At 62.9% G+C, this 15,664-nt stretch carries 16 protein-coding genes; 2 read left to right on the forward strand and 14 right to left on the reverse strand.

The window, feature by feature from the left end; all coding sequences use genetic code 11:
• Window positions 1-10: 10 nt before the first annotated feature.
• The 5 genes from MUU55_RS08880 to MUU55_RS08900 all read right to left on the reverse strand — a co-directional run bounded on the left by MUU55_RS08880 (window position 11) and on the right by MUU55_RS08900 (window position 2,855).
• Window positions 11-1,513 (reverse strand): AMP nucleosidase, encoded by a 1,503-nt coding sequence (locus tag MUU55_RS08880; RefSeq protein ID WP_244760412.1) that lies wholly within the window; start codon window positions 1,511-1,513, stop codon window positions 11-13.
• Between the two features lie 60 nt (window positions 1,514-1,573).
• Window positions 1,574-1,894, reverse strand: coding sequence for a YnfA family protein (locus tag MUU55_RS08885; protein ID WP_244760413.1), 321 nt, complete (start codon window positions 1,892-1,894; stop codon window positions 1,574-1,576).
• 61 nt (window positions 1,895-1,955) lie between these two features.
• Complete coding sequence (locus MUU55_RS08890) at window positions 1,956-2,132, reverse strand: hypothetical protein (RefSeq protein WP_244760414.1); 177 nt, start codon at window positions 2,130-2,132, stop codon at window positions 1,956-1,958.
• Between the two features lie 34 nt (window positions 2,133-2,166).
• A complete protein-coding gene (locus MUU55_RS08895) occupies window positions 2,167-2,331 on the reverse strand; it encodes a hypothetical protein (protein ID WP_244760415.1) in 165 nt (54 codons plus the stop codon).
• 185 nt (window positions 2,332-2,516) lie between these two features.
• Window positions 2,517-2,855 carry a DUF2147 domain-containing protein gene (locus MUU55_RS08900; RefSeq protein ID WP_244760416.1) on the reverse strand — a complete coding sequence of 113 codons (339 nt, stop codon included), beginning with the start codon at window positions 2,853-2,855 and terminating at the stop codon, window positions 2,517-2,519.
• A 469-nt stretch (window positions 2,856-3,324) separates the two neighbouring features.
• Here MUU55_RS08900 and MUU55_RS08905 point away from each other — a divergent pair, with 469 nt between their 5' ends.
• Entirely contained in the window at window positions 3,325-3,594 is a 270-nt protein-coding gene (locus MUU55_RS08905; RefSeq protein WP_244760417.1) for an SEL1-like repeat protein, read from the forward strand.
• Between the two features lie 101 nt (window positions 3,595-3,695).
• On the opposite strand, the gene MUU55_RS08910 is transcribed toward MUU55_RS08905, so the two are convergent.
• The 4 genes from MUU55_RS08910 to MUU55_RS08925 form a co-directional block, all read right to left on the reverse strand.
• Complete coding sequence (locus MUU55_RS08910; RefSeq protein ID WP_244760418.1) at window positions 3,696-4,808, reverse strand: pyridoxal phosphate-dependent aminotransferase; 1,113 nt, start codon at window positions 4,806-4,808, stop codon at window positions 3,696-3,698.
• A 109-nt stretch (window positions 4,809-4,917) separates the two neighbouring features.
• The gene (locus tag MUU55_RS08915) at window positions 4,918-5,346 is read right to left on the reverse strand and encodes a PilZ domain-containing protein (RefSeq protein ID WP_244760419.1); all 429 of its coding nucleotides are present in this window, start codon (window positions 5,344-5,346) and stop codon (window positions 4,918-4,920) included.
• A gap of 129 nt (window positions 5,347-5,475) precedes the next feature.
• Complete coding sequence (locus MUU55_RS08920; RefSeq protein ID WP_244760420.1) at window positions 5,476-5,832, reverse strand: hypothetical protein; 357 nt, start codon at window positions 5,830-5,832, stop codon at window positions 5,476-5,478.
• Between the two features lie 281 nt (window positions 5,833-6,113).
• Window positions 6,114-7,337 (reverse strand): acyl-CoA dehydrogenase, encoded by a 1,224-nt coding sequence (locus MUU55_RS08925; protein ID WP_244760421.1) that lies wholly within the window; start codon window positions 7,335-7,337, stop codon window positions 6,114-6,116.
• A 229-nt stretch (window positions 7,338-7,566) separates the two neighbouring features.
• Between MUU55_RS08925 and MUU55_RS08930 the strand changes: the two genes are divergently transcribed.
• Complete coding sequence (locus tag MUU55_RS08930; protein WP_244760422.1) at window positions 7,567-8,595, forward strand: extracellular catalytic domain type 1 short-chain-length polyhydroxyalkanoate depolymerase; 1,029 nt, start codon at window positions 7,567-7,569, stop codon at window positions 8,593-8,595.
• Between the two features lie 258 nt (window positions 8,596-8,853).
• Here the strand turns inward: MUU55_RS08930 and iolB are convergent, their stop codons facing one another.
• The 5 genes from iolB to MUU55_RS08955 form a co-directional block, all read right to left on the reverse strand.
• Window positions 8,854-9,648 (reverse strand): 5-deoxy-glucuronate isomerase, encoded by a 795-nt coding sequence (gene iolB / locus MUU55_RS08935; protein WP_244760423.1) that lies wholly within the window; start codon window positions 9,646-9,648, stop codon window positions 8,854-8,856.
• 36 nt (window positions 9,649-9,684) lie between these two features.
• Window positions 9,685-10,602, reverse strand: a complete 918-nt coding sequence (gene iolE / locus MUU55_RS08940) for a myo-inosose-2 dehydratase (RefSeq protein WP_244760424.1) — start codon at window positions 10,600-10,602, stop codon at window positions 9,685-9,687.
• A 179-nt stretch (window positions 10,603-10,781) separates the two neighbouring features.
• Window positions 10,782-12,632 carry a 3D-(3,5/4)-trihydroxycyclohexane-1,2-dione acylhydrolase (decyclizing) gene (gene iolD / locus MUU55_RS08945; protein WP_244760425.1) on the reverse strand — a complete coding sequence of 617 codons (1,851 nt, stop codon included), beginning with the start codon at window positions 12,630-12,632 and terminating at the stop codon, window positions 10,782-10,784.
• 24 nt (window positions 12,633-12,656) lie between these two features.
• The gene (locus MUU55_RS08950; protein WP_244760426.1) at window positions 12,657-14,579 is read right to left on the reverse strand and encodes a bifunctional 5-dehydro-2-deoxygluconokinase/5-dehydro-2-deoxyphosphogluconate aldolase; all 1,923 of its coding nucleotides are present in this window, start codon (window positions 14,577-14,579) and stop codon (window positions 12,657-12,659) included.
• A gap of 120 nt (window positions 14,580-14,699) precedes the next feature.
• Window positions 14,700-15,557, reverse strand: coding sequence for a MurR/RpiR family transcriptional regulator (locus MUU55_RS08955; RefSeq protein WP_244760427.1), 858 nt, complete (start codon window positions 15,555-15,557; stop codon window positions 14,700-14,702).
• Window positions 15,558-15,664 lie beyond the last annotated feature (107 nt).

The raw sequence follows: 15,664 nt of genomic DNA on the forward strand, positions 1-15,664 counted from the left end.
TACCGGCGCTTTACTGAAACGCCGTCTCGAAGAAGCTCCTGAGCTTGCGGGAATGCAGCTTCTCCGTCGGCATGCCGGCGAGCTTTTCCAGCGCACGGATGCCGATGCGCAGATGCTGGTTGACCTGCTTGCGATAAAAAGCGGTGGCCATGCCGGGCAGTTTCAACTCGCCATGCAGCGGCTTGTCGGAGACGCAGAGCAGGGTGCCGTAGGGCACACGGAAACGAAAGCCGTTGGCGGCGATGGTGGCGGATTCCATGTCGAGCGCGATGGCGCGCGACTGCGAGAGGCGCTTGACCGGGCCGCGCTGGTCGCGCAGTTCCCAGTTGCGGTTGTCGATGGTGGCGACGGTGCCGGTGCGCATGATGCGCTTGAGGTCGTAGCCTTCGAGGCCGGTGACCTCTTCGACAGCGCTTTCAAGCGCCACCTGAACCTCGGCCAGCGCCGGGATCGGCACCCAGACGGGCAGATCGTCGTCGAGCACGTGGTCCTCACGCACATAGGCGTGCGCCAGCACGTAGTCGCCCAGCGTCTGGCTGTTGCGCAGGCCGGCGCAATGGCCGAGCATCAGCCAAGCATGCGGGCGCAGCACGGCGATGTGGTCGGTGATCGTCTTGGCGTTGGAGGGGCCGACGCCGATATTGACCAGCGTGATGCCGCCATGGCCCTTCTTCTTGATGTGATAGGCCGGCATCTGCGGCAGGCGGCCGGGCGTGATGTTGGGTTCCGGCTTGTCGGCGCCCGCCACCGTGACGAGGTTTCCGGGTTCGACGAAGGCCGTGTAGCCGTTGCCGCCCTCGGCCATCTGCTGGCGTGCCCATTCGCAGAACTCGTCCACGTAGAACTGGTAGTTCGTGAAGAGCACGAAATTCTGGAAATGCTCGGCGCGGGTCGCGGTATAATGACTGAGCCGAGCAAGAGAATAGTCGATGCGCTGCGCGGTGAAGGGACCGAGCGGCAGGGGTTCGCCGGGGCCGGGCTCATAGGAGCCGTTGGCGATTTCGTCGTCCGTCGTCGTCAAGTCAGGGGCGTCGAAGAGGTCGCGCAGCGGCAGCTCGATGCCCTCGGCAATCTCCGCCTCCACATAGGCGCCTTCGCCAAAGGCGAAATGCAGGGGGATCGGCGTCGTCGATTCCGACACGATGACGCGCACACCGTGATTGCGCATCAGGAGGCCGAGCTGTTCCTTCAGGTAGTGACGGAAGAGTTTCGGGCGGGTGACGGTCGTGGTGTAGATGCCGGGCGCCGCGACATAGCCATAGGAGAGGCGGGAATCGATATGGCCGAAGCTGGTCGTCTCGATCGAGACCTGCGGGTAGCAGGCACGGAAGCGCTTGGGTGGCGTGCCCGTTTCGCCGAGCGAGACGAAGGCATCGGTCAGGAATGTCGTGTTGCGGTCGTAAAGCTCCTGAAGAGCATCGACCGCGGCCACCGGATCCTCGAAGGAGCGCGGCTCGTAAGGCTCTGGCGTGGCGAAGGAAAGCGGCTTTGGGGAAAAGATTCGTTTGCTCATGAATCACTATAGGGGCTGTTTTTTTACAAGCAAACGACAAGTCCGGCGTGCCCACAAGTCCTATCTTGGCGCCGCTAGAATGATGCCGGCGCCGACCAGCGCCAATGCTGCCCCCGCCATGTCGAAACGGTCGGGCCGCATGCCTTCGGCCAGCCACAGCCAGAGCAGCGAGGCGGCGATGTAAACCCCGCCGTAAGCCGCATAGGCGCGTCCTGCAAAGGCGCTGTCGACCTGGGTGAGCAGCCAGCCGAACAAGGCCAGTGAAGCCATGCCGGGAAGCAGCCACAGCATGGATTTGTCGAGACGCCACCAGGCCCAGAAGGCAAAGCAGCCGGCGATTTCGGCAAGGGCGGCGGCGGAAAAGACGAGGAGGGGTTTCATCCGGGCTCCGGGGTAGAGAAGGCTGGCCCGGTTTAGCACGGAAGGAAGGGATGGGAAGTGATCAGCTCATCGACTGGCGCTGGAGGGTGATGAAGAGCATGAGGCCTGCGCCCTGTTTTTCGATGCCGAGACCGCCGGCATTGCTCCAGGCAAGGGCGCCGACCGGGGCGATCATCATCGCCGAAAGGGCGAGGATGCGCAGCGCGGTGGCGGAGGTATGGAGGAGGGCGGCGGTCATGTGTCGTTTCTTCCACGGCGGATCTTGATTTGGCTCAGAGCGAGGCGCTGCAGGCGTGCGGCGTGGCGCAGGCGATCAGCTTGCCGGTCGTGTTGTGCGTGCTGCGGCGATAGTCGGTCTCGACGGCGGCGGCCAGCATGATGGCGAAGATGGCCATCAGCAGGGTTATGATCGTCAGGCGGCGTGCAAGAATGTCCATGGTGTTCGTCCCTGAATGCGGTTTCAATATACGTCTTGTCGCATTGCGGGACTGAACGCTCCCTGAGAGGGCAATTCATCTCCCGTTCAGAAACGGTGTGATTCGGATTTCGGCCTCCGCTCGCGCCCTGTCTCCAAACAAAAAGGCCGGCGCGAGCGCCGGCCTTTTTCCGAGAGTGTTCCCGTTCAGAGCCGCGACCATGTCTGCGACTTGCAGAGTACCGCGAGCACGCAGCCCTTCAGGCGCAGCGAATTGCCCTTGACCGCGCCGGATCCGCTATAGGTCTTGTCGGTTTCGGGGTCGGTGATCGAGCCGGAATAGTCCGCGCCCGAGCCGTCGAGCTTGCCGATACGCTTGCCGGCGAATTTTCCCGATTTCAGCGTGATGCAGAAGCTGCCGCCGCATTTGGCGATGGCGGCCGTCGCGCCGCTCGCCGTCTTCCAGCTGCCTTCGATCGGCTCGGCGGCGAGCGCCATGCCCGGCGCCACGAGAAGGGCGGCGGCAATCCATGTCCTCAGTTTCATTCTCTTCCTCCTCCAGAGTGAGAAGGGAAGAATATCTTACGCAAACGTAAAGGTAAATATGTGCGGGCATCGGATTCGCGGGCGTTTTCCAGGCCCCGGAGGGGCGGAAAACGCGGATGTTAAAAACCGGCACCGTTTTGCGTGGTTAGCGAAAGGTTGAAATCGCCGGTTGAACAATCCGTAAATTTTAACACAAATCCCGCCGTTTCCAGCGGGTCTGATGTTTAACGAAAATCCAATTTTACCAAGCGTTTGGATTTTGTTCGTCTCAAATTAATCATGCATTTTAAGCGCATTTTGAAAGCCCCGCGGCATAGTGGAGCCATAAGACGAGCACGGAACAACCGGCCGGCAAAACTCTGAAGGAAGACCAAAGCCGCACAAGACGGCAGGCGCCGGAAGAGGCCCGAAAGGGCAGGTAAAACAGGACACTAAAGCAGTAAACCAGGTCAGACAGGGACTAACGAAAATGGCACGCTTTGACTTTCAGAATACCGAAACGGCCGCCATGACGGGCGGCGAAAACCGCGCTGAAATCTTCTGCGACATGGGCCTCATGTATGCGACCGGCCGCGGCTGCGACGTCGATGTGATCCAAGCCCACAAATGGCTCAATATCGCTGCCATCAAGGGTTGTGACCGCGCCGCAGAACTGCGCGCCGACCTTGCCGCAACAATGAGCAAGACCGACATCGCTCTGGCGCTGCGCGCCGCTCGCGAGTGGATGACGGTTCACTGAGACAAGCCGGCTGGCGCCGGCGGCAAGAAAAGCATCACGACCAGCGGACGATAAACGGCGCTAGAACCGGATCCGTCCGCAGGCCAAAGAGGCTCTGCCGCTCAAGCCAGCCGCTTCAAAACCAGCGGCAAGGCTTCCTCCAGCAACGCCATATCGTTTTCCGGCCCGACGCTGATGCGGATGCATCGGTTGAGGGGGGCAACGCCCGGCATGCGAATGAAGACGCCATGTTCCATCAATCCATCGACAATGGCCCTGGCGTGGGTGCCGTCGCGGCCGCAATCGATGGTAACGAAATTGGTGGCGGAGGCGAGGGGAAGAAGACCGTTGGACTGTGCGATCCGCGAGATGCGCTCGCGGGACGCGCCGATGCTGGCAATGACTTCTGCCAGATAGGCCTGGTCTTTCAGTGCGGCGAGTGCCGCCTGAACCGAAATCCGGGCCATGCCGAAATGATTTCGGATCTTGTCGAAGGCCTGCGTATTGCCGAGCGTGCCGATCGCATAGCCGATCCGCGCGCCGGCAAGGCCGTAGGCCTTCGAGAATGTGCGCATGCGTAGGATGTTCGGCTGGCCGATCAGCGCCGAGATGGACGGGATCGTGCCCTCAGGCGCCGTTTCGCCATAGGCCTCGTCGAGGATGAGCAGCGTCGTCTCCGGCAGCGCGCGGGCGAAGGTCACCACGCTATCGGCATCCCACCAGCTTCCCATCGGATTGTCGGGATTGGCGAAATAGACGAGCGGCGCGTTTTCGCGCTTCACCGCCTCCAGCAGGCCGTCCAGATGCTCCTTGTCGCCCGCATAGGGCACCGTCACCAGCCGGCCGCCAAATCCGTTCACATGATAGTTGAAGGTCGGATAGCCGCCGAGCGAGGTCACGACCGGCGTGCCGGGCTCTATGACCAGCCGGGCGATCTCGCCGAGTAGCCCGTCGATGCCGCCGCCGACGGCGATATTCTCGCGTGAAATACCGTGATGCAGCGCCAACGCTTCGCGTAGCTCAAAATTCTCCGGATCACTGTACATCCAGGTCGTTTCGGCCGCCCCTCGCATCGCCTCCAGCACGGAGGGCGCCGGGCCGAAGCCGCTTTCATTCGCGCCAATGCGGGCTTTGACCACAAGGCCCCGGTTGCGCTCGATGGCCTCCGGCCCGACGAAGGGCACGGTGGCGGGCAGGGTCTGGGAGAGGGCGGTGAAGCGGGAGAATGCGGACATGAGGCGCCTGACAATCGATGAACGGACGGAAGCTTGCCGGCGTGCAAAATGCCCGCCGGAATCGCTTTCCGGCGGGCACCCTAACCAATAAAGTGCGGCGTTGGAACGCTCAGCTGAGCGCCGAGCCGATACCGCCTCTTTCGACGCCCACCATGTAGCGCCGCTCGTCCTTCTTGGGTTTGGCTGTGCCGCCCCCGGTGAAGTAATCGGCGCGCACGATGGTGTGCAGCAGCTCCTCGTCGATTTCCTTGATGAACTGTACGCCGATACGATTGTCGTTGCGGTAGACCTCTGCACAGCCGATACGCGAGGCGACGCCGACGATCGAGAGGTAATAGTGTAGCGGCAGGCCGATCGTGGTGGTGACATTGAAGCTCGCGCCGCCCTGCGAGATGTCGACCAGCTTGCAGCTGCGCATCTTTGGCGCGGCCAGGTCGAAACCGACGGTCATGAGCATGCCCTGCCGGTTGACGGCAAAACGCTCCCATTTGCGTTCGTAAAGTCCTGCGGCTGACCGCGGATCGGCACCGATGCTCATTGCCACACTCCCGATGGGGGGACGTCATGTCCGAACGATATTACGGGGGAGCTTCGCAGGTGAGTGTTTTGTTTCGTTAAAACAAATATTTAAAAGTTTAGCGGCCTGCTTTTTTGTGGGACTGGCGCTTCAGGCGTCGTGCGTCTCGCCCTGCCGGCCGAGCACCATGTTGAGAAAGTCGACATCGAGGAACATGTTGAAACGCACCACCAGTTCCTCGCCATCGCGCTTGTATTCCGTGCAGGGGATCTCGTCGCGGATGCCGTGGATTTCCAGATAGAAATTCTCCGGCAAAGTCAGCGTTTTGTTGATGGAAAGCACCGCCCCGGCGCTGGAAATGCTGCGGATGAGGCAGGTGTAGCGTAGCGCCGTGCTGAGATGGTGGCCGATGGGGGTAATAAAGCCGGGCCTGTCGAGGCGATACTGGACGAAGCTGCGTTTGGGGTGACGCAGGTGAAGCTGCTCGTGCATGTGGTCGAGGGGCATGGCGCCCTCCGCTGCTGTTTCCGGATAGCGAGTGTATCGAAACGGGATGGATAAAACGTGAAAACGGCCGCTCGTGTTTTAACGAGCGACCGTCAGATGGTTCGGTCAGGCCTGGTCTTCACTTCTTCGCCCACCGGTCTCTCCTCCGTCATGGTCGGCCCTCGGGTTGAACCCGAGGATGACCCGACCATCCACGCTCCGGGCGCGGCGGTGGATCCTCGGCTCAAGGCCGAGGATGACTTCGGTGGGTGGGGCTACCGGCAGCGGAAAGGCCCAGCCTTTTACTGGAACGCCTGAAGGCCCGTCTGCGCGCGGCCGAGGATTAGTGCGTGGATGTCGTGCGTGCCTTCGTAGGTGTTGACGGCTTCGAGGTTCATGACGTGGCGAATGACGCCATACTCGTCCGAAACGCCGTTGCCGCCGTGCATGTCGCGCGACACGCGAGCGATGTCGAGCGCCTTGCCGCAGTTGTTGCGCTTCATCAGCGAGATGAGCTCGGCCGGCGCGCGGTGTTCGTCGAACAGGCGGCCGAGGCGAAGCGCGCCCTGCAGGCCGAGCGAAATCTCGGTCTCCATGTCGGCGAGCTTTTTCTGGATGAGCTGGGTGGCGGCGAGCGGTTTGCCGAACTGCTTGCGGTCCATCGTGTACTGGCGGGCAGCGTGCCAGCAGAATTCGGCGGCACCCATGGCGCCCCAGGCGATGCCGTAGCGGGCGCGGTTGAGGCAACCGAACGGACCGGCAAGGCCAGCCACTTCCGGCAGCAGGTTCTCATCGGGAACGAACACGTCCTGCATCATGATCATGCCGGTGACGGAGGCACGTAGCGAGAACTTGCCCTCGATCTTCGGCGTCTCGAAGCCCTTCATGCCGCGTTCCAGCACAAAACCCTTGATCTTGTTGTCATGCGCGTCGGACTTAGCCCAGACGACGGCGACATCGGCGATCGGCGAATTGGTGATCCAGTTCTTGGCGCCCGAGATCAGGTAGCCGCCGTCGACCTTCTTGGCGCGGGTGATCATCGAGGAGGGGTCCGAGCCGTGGTCCGGCTCGGTCAGGCCGAAGCAGCCGACCCATTCACCGGAGGCGAGCTTGGGCAGGTACTTCTTGCGGGTCTCTTCCGTGCCATAGGCGAAGATCGGGTGCATGACGAGCGACGACTGCACGGACATGGCCGAGCGGTAGCCGGAATCGACGCGCTCGACTTCGCGGGCGACGAGGCCGTAGGAGACGTAGTTGGCGCCCACGCCGCCGTATTCCTCCGGCACGGTGGGGCCGAGCAGGCCGAGTTCACCCATCTCGCTCATGATCTCGCGGTGGAAGATTTCGTGGCGGTTGGCTTCGGTGACGCGCGAGGCGAGCTTGTCCTGGCAATAGGCACGGGCCGTATCGCGGATCATGCGCTCTTCGTCGGTCAGCTGGTCTTCGAGCAGAAAGGGATCGGCCCAGTCGAAAGGTGCCATCTTGGCGCGCGCCTGTTCCGGGGTGGCGCTGTGGTGCTCGCTCATGGGGATCCTCCTGTCGCGGTTCTGTCGTTGCAGAAGTGCTACATCAGCTTGGTTCTCTCCGAAAGGGCGGGAACGAAATGGGCGGGCCGACACTTTGGCTATTTATGAATGCCCTCATGAATCCGCAGAATGAGCCATCCCCCGCATTTTGCCGCCTTTGCCTTGATCCTGCCGTTCCCGGTGAGCAAGTAATCTGACGATGAGCAATTCCACGAAAGAGAGGCCGAGCATGCGCGATCGCTTCAAGCGGTCGGTCGAGCGATTGGTGCCGGCCGAAACACGGCTGGGAGATCTGTTCTGGCCGTTCCACCGCAACACAGAGCGCAAGGCGCCTGCCTCCCGGCGTCGCGCCGCCGAGGGCACGCCTCTCGTCGAAGTCACCGATTTCGGCAGCAATCCGGGCTGTCTGCGCATGTTCATGCACATTCCCGAAGGCCTGCCCGCCGGGCGGCCGCTTGTTCTGGTGCTGCATGGCTGCCAGCAGGATGCCGCCGGTTACGACCGCGCGGCCGGCTGGACGTCGCTTGCCGAGGAGCGCGGTTTCGCCGTCGTCTATGCCCAGCAGCGCGAGGCGAACAATCCGCGGCTCTGCTTCACCTGGTTTCGCCCGAGCGAGGTGACGCGCGACCGCGGCGAGACGATGTCGATCCGCCAGATGGTGGCGCATGCGGCCGGGCAGGCGGGAAGCGATGCCGAACGCATCTATGTCACCGGCCTCTCCGCAGGCGGCGCGATGACCGCCGCGATGCTCGCCAACTACCCCGCGCTCTTCGCCGGCGGAGCCATCATCGCAGGCCTGCCCTTCGGCGCGGCACGTGATGCCACCCGTGCCTTTGACGCTATGGCAGCCGCACCGGAGCGCACGCCCCGCAAATGGTCCGATCTCGTACGCGACGTTTCCCCGCGTATCGCGCGAAAACCCGCAATCTCCATCTGGCACGGCACCGCCGATGCGACCGTCGCCCTGTCCAACGGCGAGGCGCTGGTCGAGCAATGGCGCGACCTTTATCGCCTGCCGAAGGATGCTTTCGTCGAAAAAAAGCTGAAAGGCCGGCGTACCCGAATCTGGCCCGACAAGGACGGCAAGCCGCTCGTCACCTTCCACGCGATCGACGGCATGGGCCACGGCACGCCGGTGCTGCCGGGCGAGGGCGGCGGTCATGCCATCTCCGCCGAGCCGTTCATGCTGGAGTTGGGATTTTCCTCGACGCTGGAGATTGCGAAGGAATGGGGGCTGGCGCGGAGGTGGAAGCGGTAAGCGCGTATTGCGCGAGATGCTTCATAAATCGCCCGCTGGCGTGTAGCTCCATATCGCGTGCACTTAATAGAGCATGTGAGCGTGAGAGGTTGATCGCAAACCTCTCCGTCGTCATCCTCGGGCTTGACCCGAGGATCCACGCGGCAAACACAGCGCGTGTGGATGGATCCTCGGGTCAAGCCCGAGGATGACGACGGGGGGGGTGGCGTTTACCGTGAGCCTCGGAGTGCCTGGTCGCTTGCCGAATGGCATACCCGCTTACCCCAGCAGCCACGCGTGCTCCTTGGCATTGTTAAATTTCCAAACGCGCTTCGGCCCGGCCATGACGTTCAGATAATAGAGGTCATAGCCGTGAATGGTGGCGCAGGGGTGATATCCCCTCGGCACCAGCGTCACGTCGCCATTCTCCACCGCCATCGCCTCGTCGAGCGAGCGGTCGTCCGTATAGACCCGCTGGAAGGCAAAGCCCTGCGGCGGGTTGAGGCGGTGATAGTAGGTCTCCTCGAGAAAACTTTCGTTCGGCAGGTCATCCCGGTCGTGTTTGTGCGAGGGATAGGACGAGGTGTTGCCGTTCGGGGTGACCACTTCCACCACGAGCAGCGAATGGGCGGAATTGTCGTCTTCCGGCATGATGTTGTGCACGTGGCGGACATTCGAGCCCTTGCCGCGGTGAAGTTCCGGATGCGTGCCGGGCGGAATGGCCTTGGCCTTGTAATCGCCGCCGCCCGGGGCCGAGCAGACGGCGAGTTCCAGATCCGTCTCCGCCGTCACCGACCAGTTGGAACCAGCCGGGACGTAGAGGGCATGCGGTGCGCCCTCGAACGGGCTCATGCGCTCGCCGAGCACGCCGAAATCCTGGCCCGAGGCCGTGGCCTTGCCCTTGCCAGAAATCCACACGAGGCAGACTTCCCGGCTTCCCGTTTCCGCCGCGACGATCTCGCCGGGCTTCATGCGGTGCACGTCGAAGCCGACATAGGTCCAGCCAGCGCTCTCAGGCGTCACATGGCTGACGCGGCCGTGGGCGCCGTTCGGTTTCACGAGCAGGTTCGGCATGGGTTTGGTCCTTTCCTTCAGGCGGTCGGGTAAGGCTTATCCCTTGGGAAAGCCTTCCGTTTCGACAGTATAGCCGGCTGCGGTCATCACGCGCATCAGTTCGGCATAACCGACCTCGGCCATCTTTGCCGGCGGGGCGTTGCGCGGATCCTGCTCGGCTTCCACGACGAACCAGCCTTCATAACCGTAGTCGGCAAAACGCTTGACGATCGCGCCAAAATCGAGCGAGCCGTCGCCCGGCACGGTGAAGGCGCCGAGCGCCACCGCGTCGAGGAAGGATTGCTTGGTGCGGTCGAGACCGTCAACGACCGACTGGCGGATGTCCTTCACATGCACATGGTTGATGCGGGCATGATGGTTGTCGATGGCGCGCAGCACATCGCCACCGGCAAAGGCTAGGTGCCCGGCATCGAGCAGCAGCGGAATGCCTTCGCCCGAATTCTTCATGAAGGCATCGAGTTCCGGCTCGGTCTCGACCACGGCGGCCATGTGGTGGTGGTAGGACAGCGGCATGCCCTGCTCGGCGCACCATTCGCCAAAGGCGGTGAGCTTGCGGCCATAGGCCTTCATCTCGTCATCGGAAAGACGCGGCTTGGTGGCGAGCGGCTTGGAGCGGTCACCCTGGATAGAGCGGCCGACTTCGCCATAGACGATGCAGGGCGCATTGACGGCCTTGAACAGCTCAATCATCGGGAGGATGCGGTCCTTGTTGGCCGTAAGTTCCTCGTCGACAAGCGTGCCGGAGAACCAGCCGCCGCACAGCGTCACGTCGGCGGCGCGCAGGATCGGCAGCATTTCCTGCGGGTTGCTCGGGAAGCGACGGCCCTGTTCCATGCCGGTGAAGCCGGCGGTGCGCGACTGGCGCAGGCACTCCTCGAGCGAAACGTCGTCGCTGAGTTCCGGAAGGTCGTCGTTCCACCAGGCGATGGGCGACATGCCGAGTTTGGCTTTCATCATAGTCTCCTTGGCGGGAAGCGGGGCTTCCCATGTCATTGTTTGTATCTCTCCCTCCCTCTCTTCCGTCATCCTCGGGCTTGACCCGAGGATCCACGCATCCGCACCGTCCTGTCTGTGGCATGGATCCTCGGGTCAAGCCCGAGGATGACGGTGGGGAGAGGAGGGCGTTATTCGTCTTAACCGATCGTCTGCGAGGCGCGAGCCTTCACATAGGCCTCGCGCGCCGTGTTGACCTCGCTGCGCGGGCTGACCTCCGGCACCGCGACATCCCACCAGTGGCCACCTTCCTTGGTGGTGATCAGCGGATCCGTGTCGATGACGATCACCGAGGTGCGGTCGTTGCCCTTGCTGTTCTGGATCGCGGTTTCGAGATCGGCGATGGAGGAAACCTTGACGGCGACCGCGCCCATGCTTTCGGCATGCGCCCTAAAGTCGATATCCGGCATCATTTCGATCATCGAGTCCTTCAGCAGATTGTTGAAGTTCGCGCCGCCGGTGCCCATCTGCAGGCGGTTGATGCAGCCGTAGCCGCGGTTGTCGAGCACGATGATGGTGAGCTTCTTGCCGAGCATGACCGAGGTCGAAAGCTCCGAGTTCATCATCATATAAGAGCCGTCGCCGACCATGACGACGACATCCGCCTCCGGCCGCGCGATCTTCACGCCAAGCCCGCCGGCAATCTCGTAGCCCATGCAGGAGAAGCCGTATTCCATGTGGTAGCCGCCCGGCTTCTGGGCCTGCCACAGCTTGTGCAGTTCTCCCGGCAGACCGCCGGCCGCGCAGACAAGCACGGAATTCTCGCCGCCGATCGTGCGCTGCACCGCGCCGATGACCTGTGCGTCGGAGGGCAGGTCGGCATTGGTCGGCGCGGTCGCGCGGGCGACGGCGGCCATCCATGTGTCCTTGCGGGTCTTCGCCGTTTCCGTGAAGGCGGCGGGCGCCTTCCAGCCGCCGAGCGCCTCGGACAGCAGCGTCAGGCCTTCGCGCGCATCGGCGACGAGCGGCTGGCTGTCCCGCTTGGCGGCATCGAAGGCGACCGTGTTGAGGCCGATCATTTTGATATTGTCGTTCTTGAACAGCGCCCAGGAACCGGTGGTGAAATCCTGCATGCGGGTGCCGACGGCGAGGATCACGTCGGCCTCTTCGGCAAACGCATTGGCGGCCGAGGTGCCGGTCACACCGATGGAGCCCATGCAGAGCGGATGATCGTCCGGCAGCGCCGACTTGCCGGCCTGTGTGACGGCGACCGGGATGCCGTGCATGCCGGCGAAAGCCTTCAGCTCGGCCGTCGCCTGCGAATAGAGCACGCCGCCGCCGGCGATGATCAACGGCTTTTCGGCTTTGCGCAGCGTGGCGATGGCGGCGGCCAGTTCGTCGGTATCGGGGCGGGGGCGGCGATGCGTCCAGACCTTCTCGTTGAACAGGCTTTCCGGATAGTCATAGGCCTCGGCCTGTACATCCTGGCAGAGCGACAGCGTCACCGGGCCGCAATCGACCGGGTCGGTCAGCACCTGCATGGCGCGCTTCAGCGCCGAGATGATCTGCTCGGGACGGGTGATGCGGTCGAAATAGCGCGAGACGCAACGGAAGGCGTCGTTCACCGAGACGGTGCCGTCGTTGAAGTCCTCGATCTGCTGGAGGACCGGATCGGGGATGCGGTTGGCGAAGACGTCGCCGGGCAGGAAGAGCACGGGCAGGCGGTTGACGTGGGCGACACCGGCCGCCGTCACCATGTTGAGCGCGCCGGGGCCGATGGAGGTCGTGCAGGCCATGAAGCGCTGGCGGAAGCTGGCTTTTGCGAAGGCGACGGCGGCATGCGCCATGCCCTGTTCGTTGTGGGCGCGCAGCGTCGGTAGTTCGTTGCGCACCTGATAGAGCGCCTCACCGATACCCGCGACGTTGCCATGGCCGAAAATGCCCCAGACGCCGGCGAAGATCGGCACCTTCTTGCCGTCGACGACGGTCATCTGCGCCTTCAGGAAATGCGTGACGGCCTGCGCCATCGTCAGCCGGATCGTCTTGCCCATGATATTCCTCCCGTATTCTCTTTATTACAGGCCGCGCGTGCGAAGCCAGGCGTCGGTCAGCTCGCGGAAGCGGCCGGCCATGTCTGCGATCGCAGCCTCGTCATCCATTTTTCCCGCCATCCAGGCGCGGGCGGCATCCACGAAGATCGTGCGGCCGACGGCAAAGCCCTTCACGGCCGGTGCCACCGTCGTCGCCTCGAAGGCTTTCACCAGTTCCTCCGTCGGCGCTTCGAGGCCGAGCAGCACGATACCACGGCAATAGGCATCATTTTTGGCGATGACAGCCTCGATTTTCTTCCAGGCTTCGCTCGAAGCCTGCGGCTCCAGCTTCCACCAGTCCGGCTTGATGCCGAGATCGTAGAGTTCCTGCAGCGCGGTGGAGATCGTATCATCCTTGAGCGGGCCATTCTTGCCGGCGATGATCTCGACCAGCAGTTCACGGCCGACGCGGCGGGCGGCTTCGAACAGCGTGCGCAGCTTCTCCTGCTGCTCCTTCTTGAGGGCAGCCGGATCGTCCGGATGGTAGAAGCACAGGCACTTGATGCAATGGTCGAGCGGCCATTCCACCAGCTGCGAGCCGATATCCTGGCTGAATTCGAAACGCAGCGGCTTGGAGCCGGGCAGTTCGACCGGGCGGCCGATCCACGAGAAATTCTGCGTGGCGGCGTCGAAGAAGGCGTCGCGGCCGAAACGCTCGTCGATCAGCATGCCATAGCCGGGGCGGCCTTCGGCGACGCGGGCGGTGGCCTGTACGGTGAGGCGCTTGAATTCCGAAATCTTCTCATGCGGCACGTCAAGCTCGTCGGCGATATCGACGAGCTGCATGCGGTGGTCGCAGGCGAGCGCCATGAGGAGGGGGATGTCGTCCTGCTTGCGGTTGGTCGCCCAGTGGATGTGGTTGATCGCCTCGTCCTTGCGCAACGCGCGGTGCTTGCTGCCGTTCTTCAGGAAGAACGAGAGCTCGTCCCAGCTCGGGTATTCCGGCGAGCAGAGCAGGCGGGAAACGGCGAAGGCGCCGCAGGCATTGGCCCAGGTGGCTGAGGTCTTGTGGTCCTCGCCCTTCAGCCAGCCGCGCAGGAAGCCGGATAGGAAGGCATCGCCGGCACCCAGCACATTATAGACCTCGATGGGGAAACCGTCGCCGACCACGCCGTCTTCCAGATCGTCGGAGATCGGTCCGTCATAGACGATGCAGCCCATGGCGCCGCGCTTCAGCACGATGGTTGCCGGCGAAACGGCACGGATCGCTTTGAGCGACGAGAGCACGTCATCGGCGCCCGAGGCGATCATGATTTCCTCTTCGGTGCCGACGATCAGGTCGCAATCCGGCAGGACGGACTTCATGATGGCGGAGACGCGGTCGGACTTCACATAGCGCTCGAAACCCTCGGCGTGGCCGGCAAGGCCCCAGAGGTTCGGGCGATAATCGATATCGAAGATGACCTTGCCGCCGTTTGCCTTGGCGATGCGGATCGCCTTGCGCTGCGCGGCTTCCGTGTTGGGGCGGGAGAAATGCGTGCCGGAGACAAGTACGGCACGGGAGCAACGCACGAAGGCCTCGTCGACGTCGCCCTCGTCGAGCGCCATGTCGGCGCAGTCGGTGCGCACAAAGATCATCGGCGAGACGCCTTCGGATTCGATGGCGAGCAGCACCAGCGCGGTCAGCCGATCCTTGTCAGTCTTGATACCTTCAACGTTCACACCCTCGCGGGCGGATTGCTCGCGGATGAAACGCCCCATCTGCTCGTCGCCGACGCGGGTGATGAGCGCCGATTTCAGGCCGAGGCGGGCGGTGCCGATGGCGATGTTGGCGGGGCAGCCGCCGACGGATTTGGCGAAGGAGGCGGTGTCTTCGAGCCGCGTGCCGAGCTGCTGGCCGTAGAGATCGACGGACGAACGGCCGATCGTGATGACGTCGAGCGTTCTGGCTTGATCAGTGTGCGGCATGTCTTCCTCCCGGTCTCGCGGCGCCGTCATGAGAGCGCGGCGACATTCTGGGAAAATGAAACATGAATTCCATTATTATGTCAATTCGGAATGTTCATTCCATTTTTATTTCACTGCATTTCATTTGGATGTGCGGCGCAGGCTGCGCCGTTTTTCTGCAATCGCGACCGGCAGGGCCATGGCGAGCGCCATGGAGGCGGAGAGCGAGCGGAAGCCGGCATAGTCGGCTTCTGACACTTCGAACCAGTGCGTGGCGGAGGCGGCCAGCGGCGAGAAAACCGAGTCGGTGATGGCGATGATCGGCACGCCGCGGGCGGCCAGTTCCTGCGCCTGCGTCAGGCTCTCGGCCGCATAGGGCGCGAAACTCGCGGCGATCACGGCGTCCTTGTTCGTTGCGAATTGAACCATCTCGGGGTCGATGCCGTTGGGCGAGGCGACGATCTGATGGCGGATGGCGAGCTTGCCGAAGGCATAGGCGATATGGGCGGTCAGCGGATAGGAGCGGCGCTTGGCGACGAGATAGATGGTTTCGGCGCGAGCGAGCAGATCAACGGATTTGGAGAAGGTCTCACCGTCGATGGTGCTGGCCAGGCGGGCGACGGACTGGCTGGCGGCGGTCAGGAAGCCGGACAGCAATTCCGTATCGCTGTTGGCGGCCGGTCCCGCTTCCAGCGAGGCAAGGCGTTCCTCATAGGAGAGCGTGCGGTCGCGCAACCGGGCGCGAAAAACGTTCTGCAGGTCGGAAAACCCCTCGTATCCGAGATGATGGGCGAGGCGCACGAGCGTCGAGGGCTGCACGTCGGCGGCCGTCGCGATGCTGGCGGCGGTGCCGAAGGCCATCTCGTCGGGATTGGACAGGGCATAGGCCGCCACCTGCGCCAATCGTTTCGGCATGGTCGCCTTGCGCTCGATAATCACGCTGCGCAGGCTATCGAAATCGCGCGGCACGCGCGAAAGGGCCGTTTCGGTGTTGCTCATTGTGGTTCTCCTCAGCGGCCATTCTGCGATAAACGAAATAAATATTCCATATTATCGGAAAAGATAGTTTTCGTTCCAAATCTTTCCCGCTATGGATGGCACTAGAG

Source organism: Shinella curvata (genome assembly GCF_022899935.1).
GTDB classification, from domain to species: Bacteria; Pseudomonadota; Alphaproteobacteria; order Rhizobiales; family Rhizobiaceae; genus Shinella; species Shinella curvata.

Bases quoted from the DNA above. Each gene is read 5' to 3' on its own strand.
- MUU55_RS08880 (WP_244760412.1), bottom strand. From the start codon at position 1,513: ATGAGCAAACGAATCTTTTCCCCAAAGCCGCTTTCCTTCGCCACGCCA.
- MUU55_RS08885 (WP_244760413.1), bottom strand. From the start codon at position 1,894: ATGAAACCCCTCCTCGTCTTTTCCGCCGCCGCCCTTGCCGAAATCGCC.
- MUU55_RS08890 (WP_244760414.1), bottom strand. From the start codon at position 2,132: ATGACCGCCGCCCTCCTCCATACCTCCGCCACCGCGCTGCGCATCCTC.
- MUU55_RS08895 (WP_244760415.1), bottom strand. From the start codon at position 2,331: ATGGACATTCTTGCACGCCGCCTGACGATCATAACCCTGCTGATGGCC.
- MUU55_RS08900 (WP_244760416.1), bottom strand. From the start codon at position 2,855: ATGAAACTGAGGACATGGATTGCCGCCGCCCTTCTCGTGGCGCCGGGC.
- MUU55_RS08905 (WP_244760417.1), top strand. From the start codon at position 3,325: ATGGCACGCTTTGACTTTCAGAATACCGAAACGGCCGCCATGACGGGC.
- MUU55_RS08910 (WP_244760418.1), bottom strand. From the start codon at position 4,808: ATGTCCGCATTCTCCCGCTTCACCGCCCTCTCCCAGACCCTGCCCGCC.
- MUU55_RS08915 (WP_244760419.1), bottom strand. From the start codon at position 5,346: ATGAGCATCGGTGCCGATCCGCGGTCAGCCGCAGGACTTTACGAACGC.
- MUU55_RS08920 (WP_244760420.1), bottom strand. From the start codon at position 5,832: ATGCCCCTCGACCACATGCACGAGCAGCTTCACCTGCGTCACCCCAAA.
- MUU55_RS08925 (WP_244760421.1), bottom strand. From the start codon at position 7,337: ATGAGCGAGCACCACAGCGCCACCCCGGAACAGGCGCGCGCCAAGATG.
- MUU55_RS08930 (WP_244760422.1), top strand. From the start codon at position 7,567: ATGCGCGATCGCTTCAAGCGGTCGGTCGAGCGATTGGTGCCGGCCGAA.
- iolB (WP_244760423.1), bottom strand. From the start codon at position 9,648: ATGCCGAACCTGCTCGTGAAACCGAACGGCGCCCACGGCCGCGTCAGC.
- iolE (WP_244760424.1), bottom strand. From the start codon at position 10,602: ATGAAAGCCAAACTCGGCATGTCGCCCATCGCCTGGTGGAACGACGAC.
- iolD (WP_244760425.1), bottom strand. From the start codon at position 12,632: ATGGGCAAGACGATCCGGCTGACGATGGCGCAGGCCGTCACGCATTTC.
- MUU55_RS08950 (WP_244760426.1), bottom strand. From the start codon at position 14,579: ATGCCGCACACTGATCAAGCCAGAACGCTCGACGTCATCACGATCGGC.
- MUU55_RS08955 (WP_244760427.1), bottom strand. From the start codon at position 15,557: ATGAGCAACACCGAAACGGCCCTTTCGCGCGTGCCGCGCGATTTCGAT.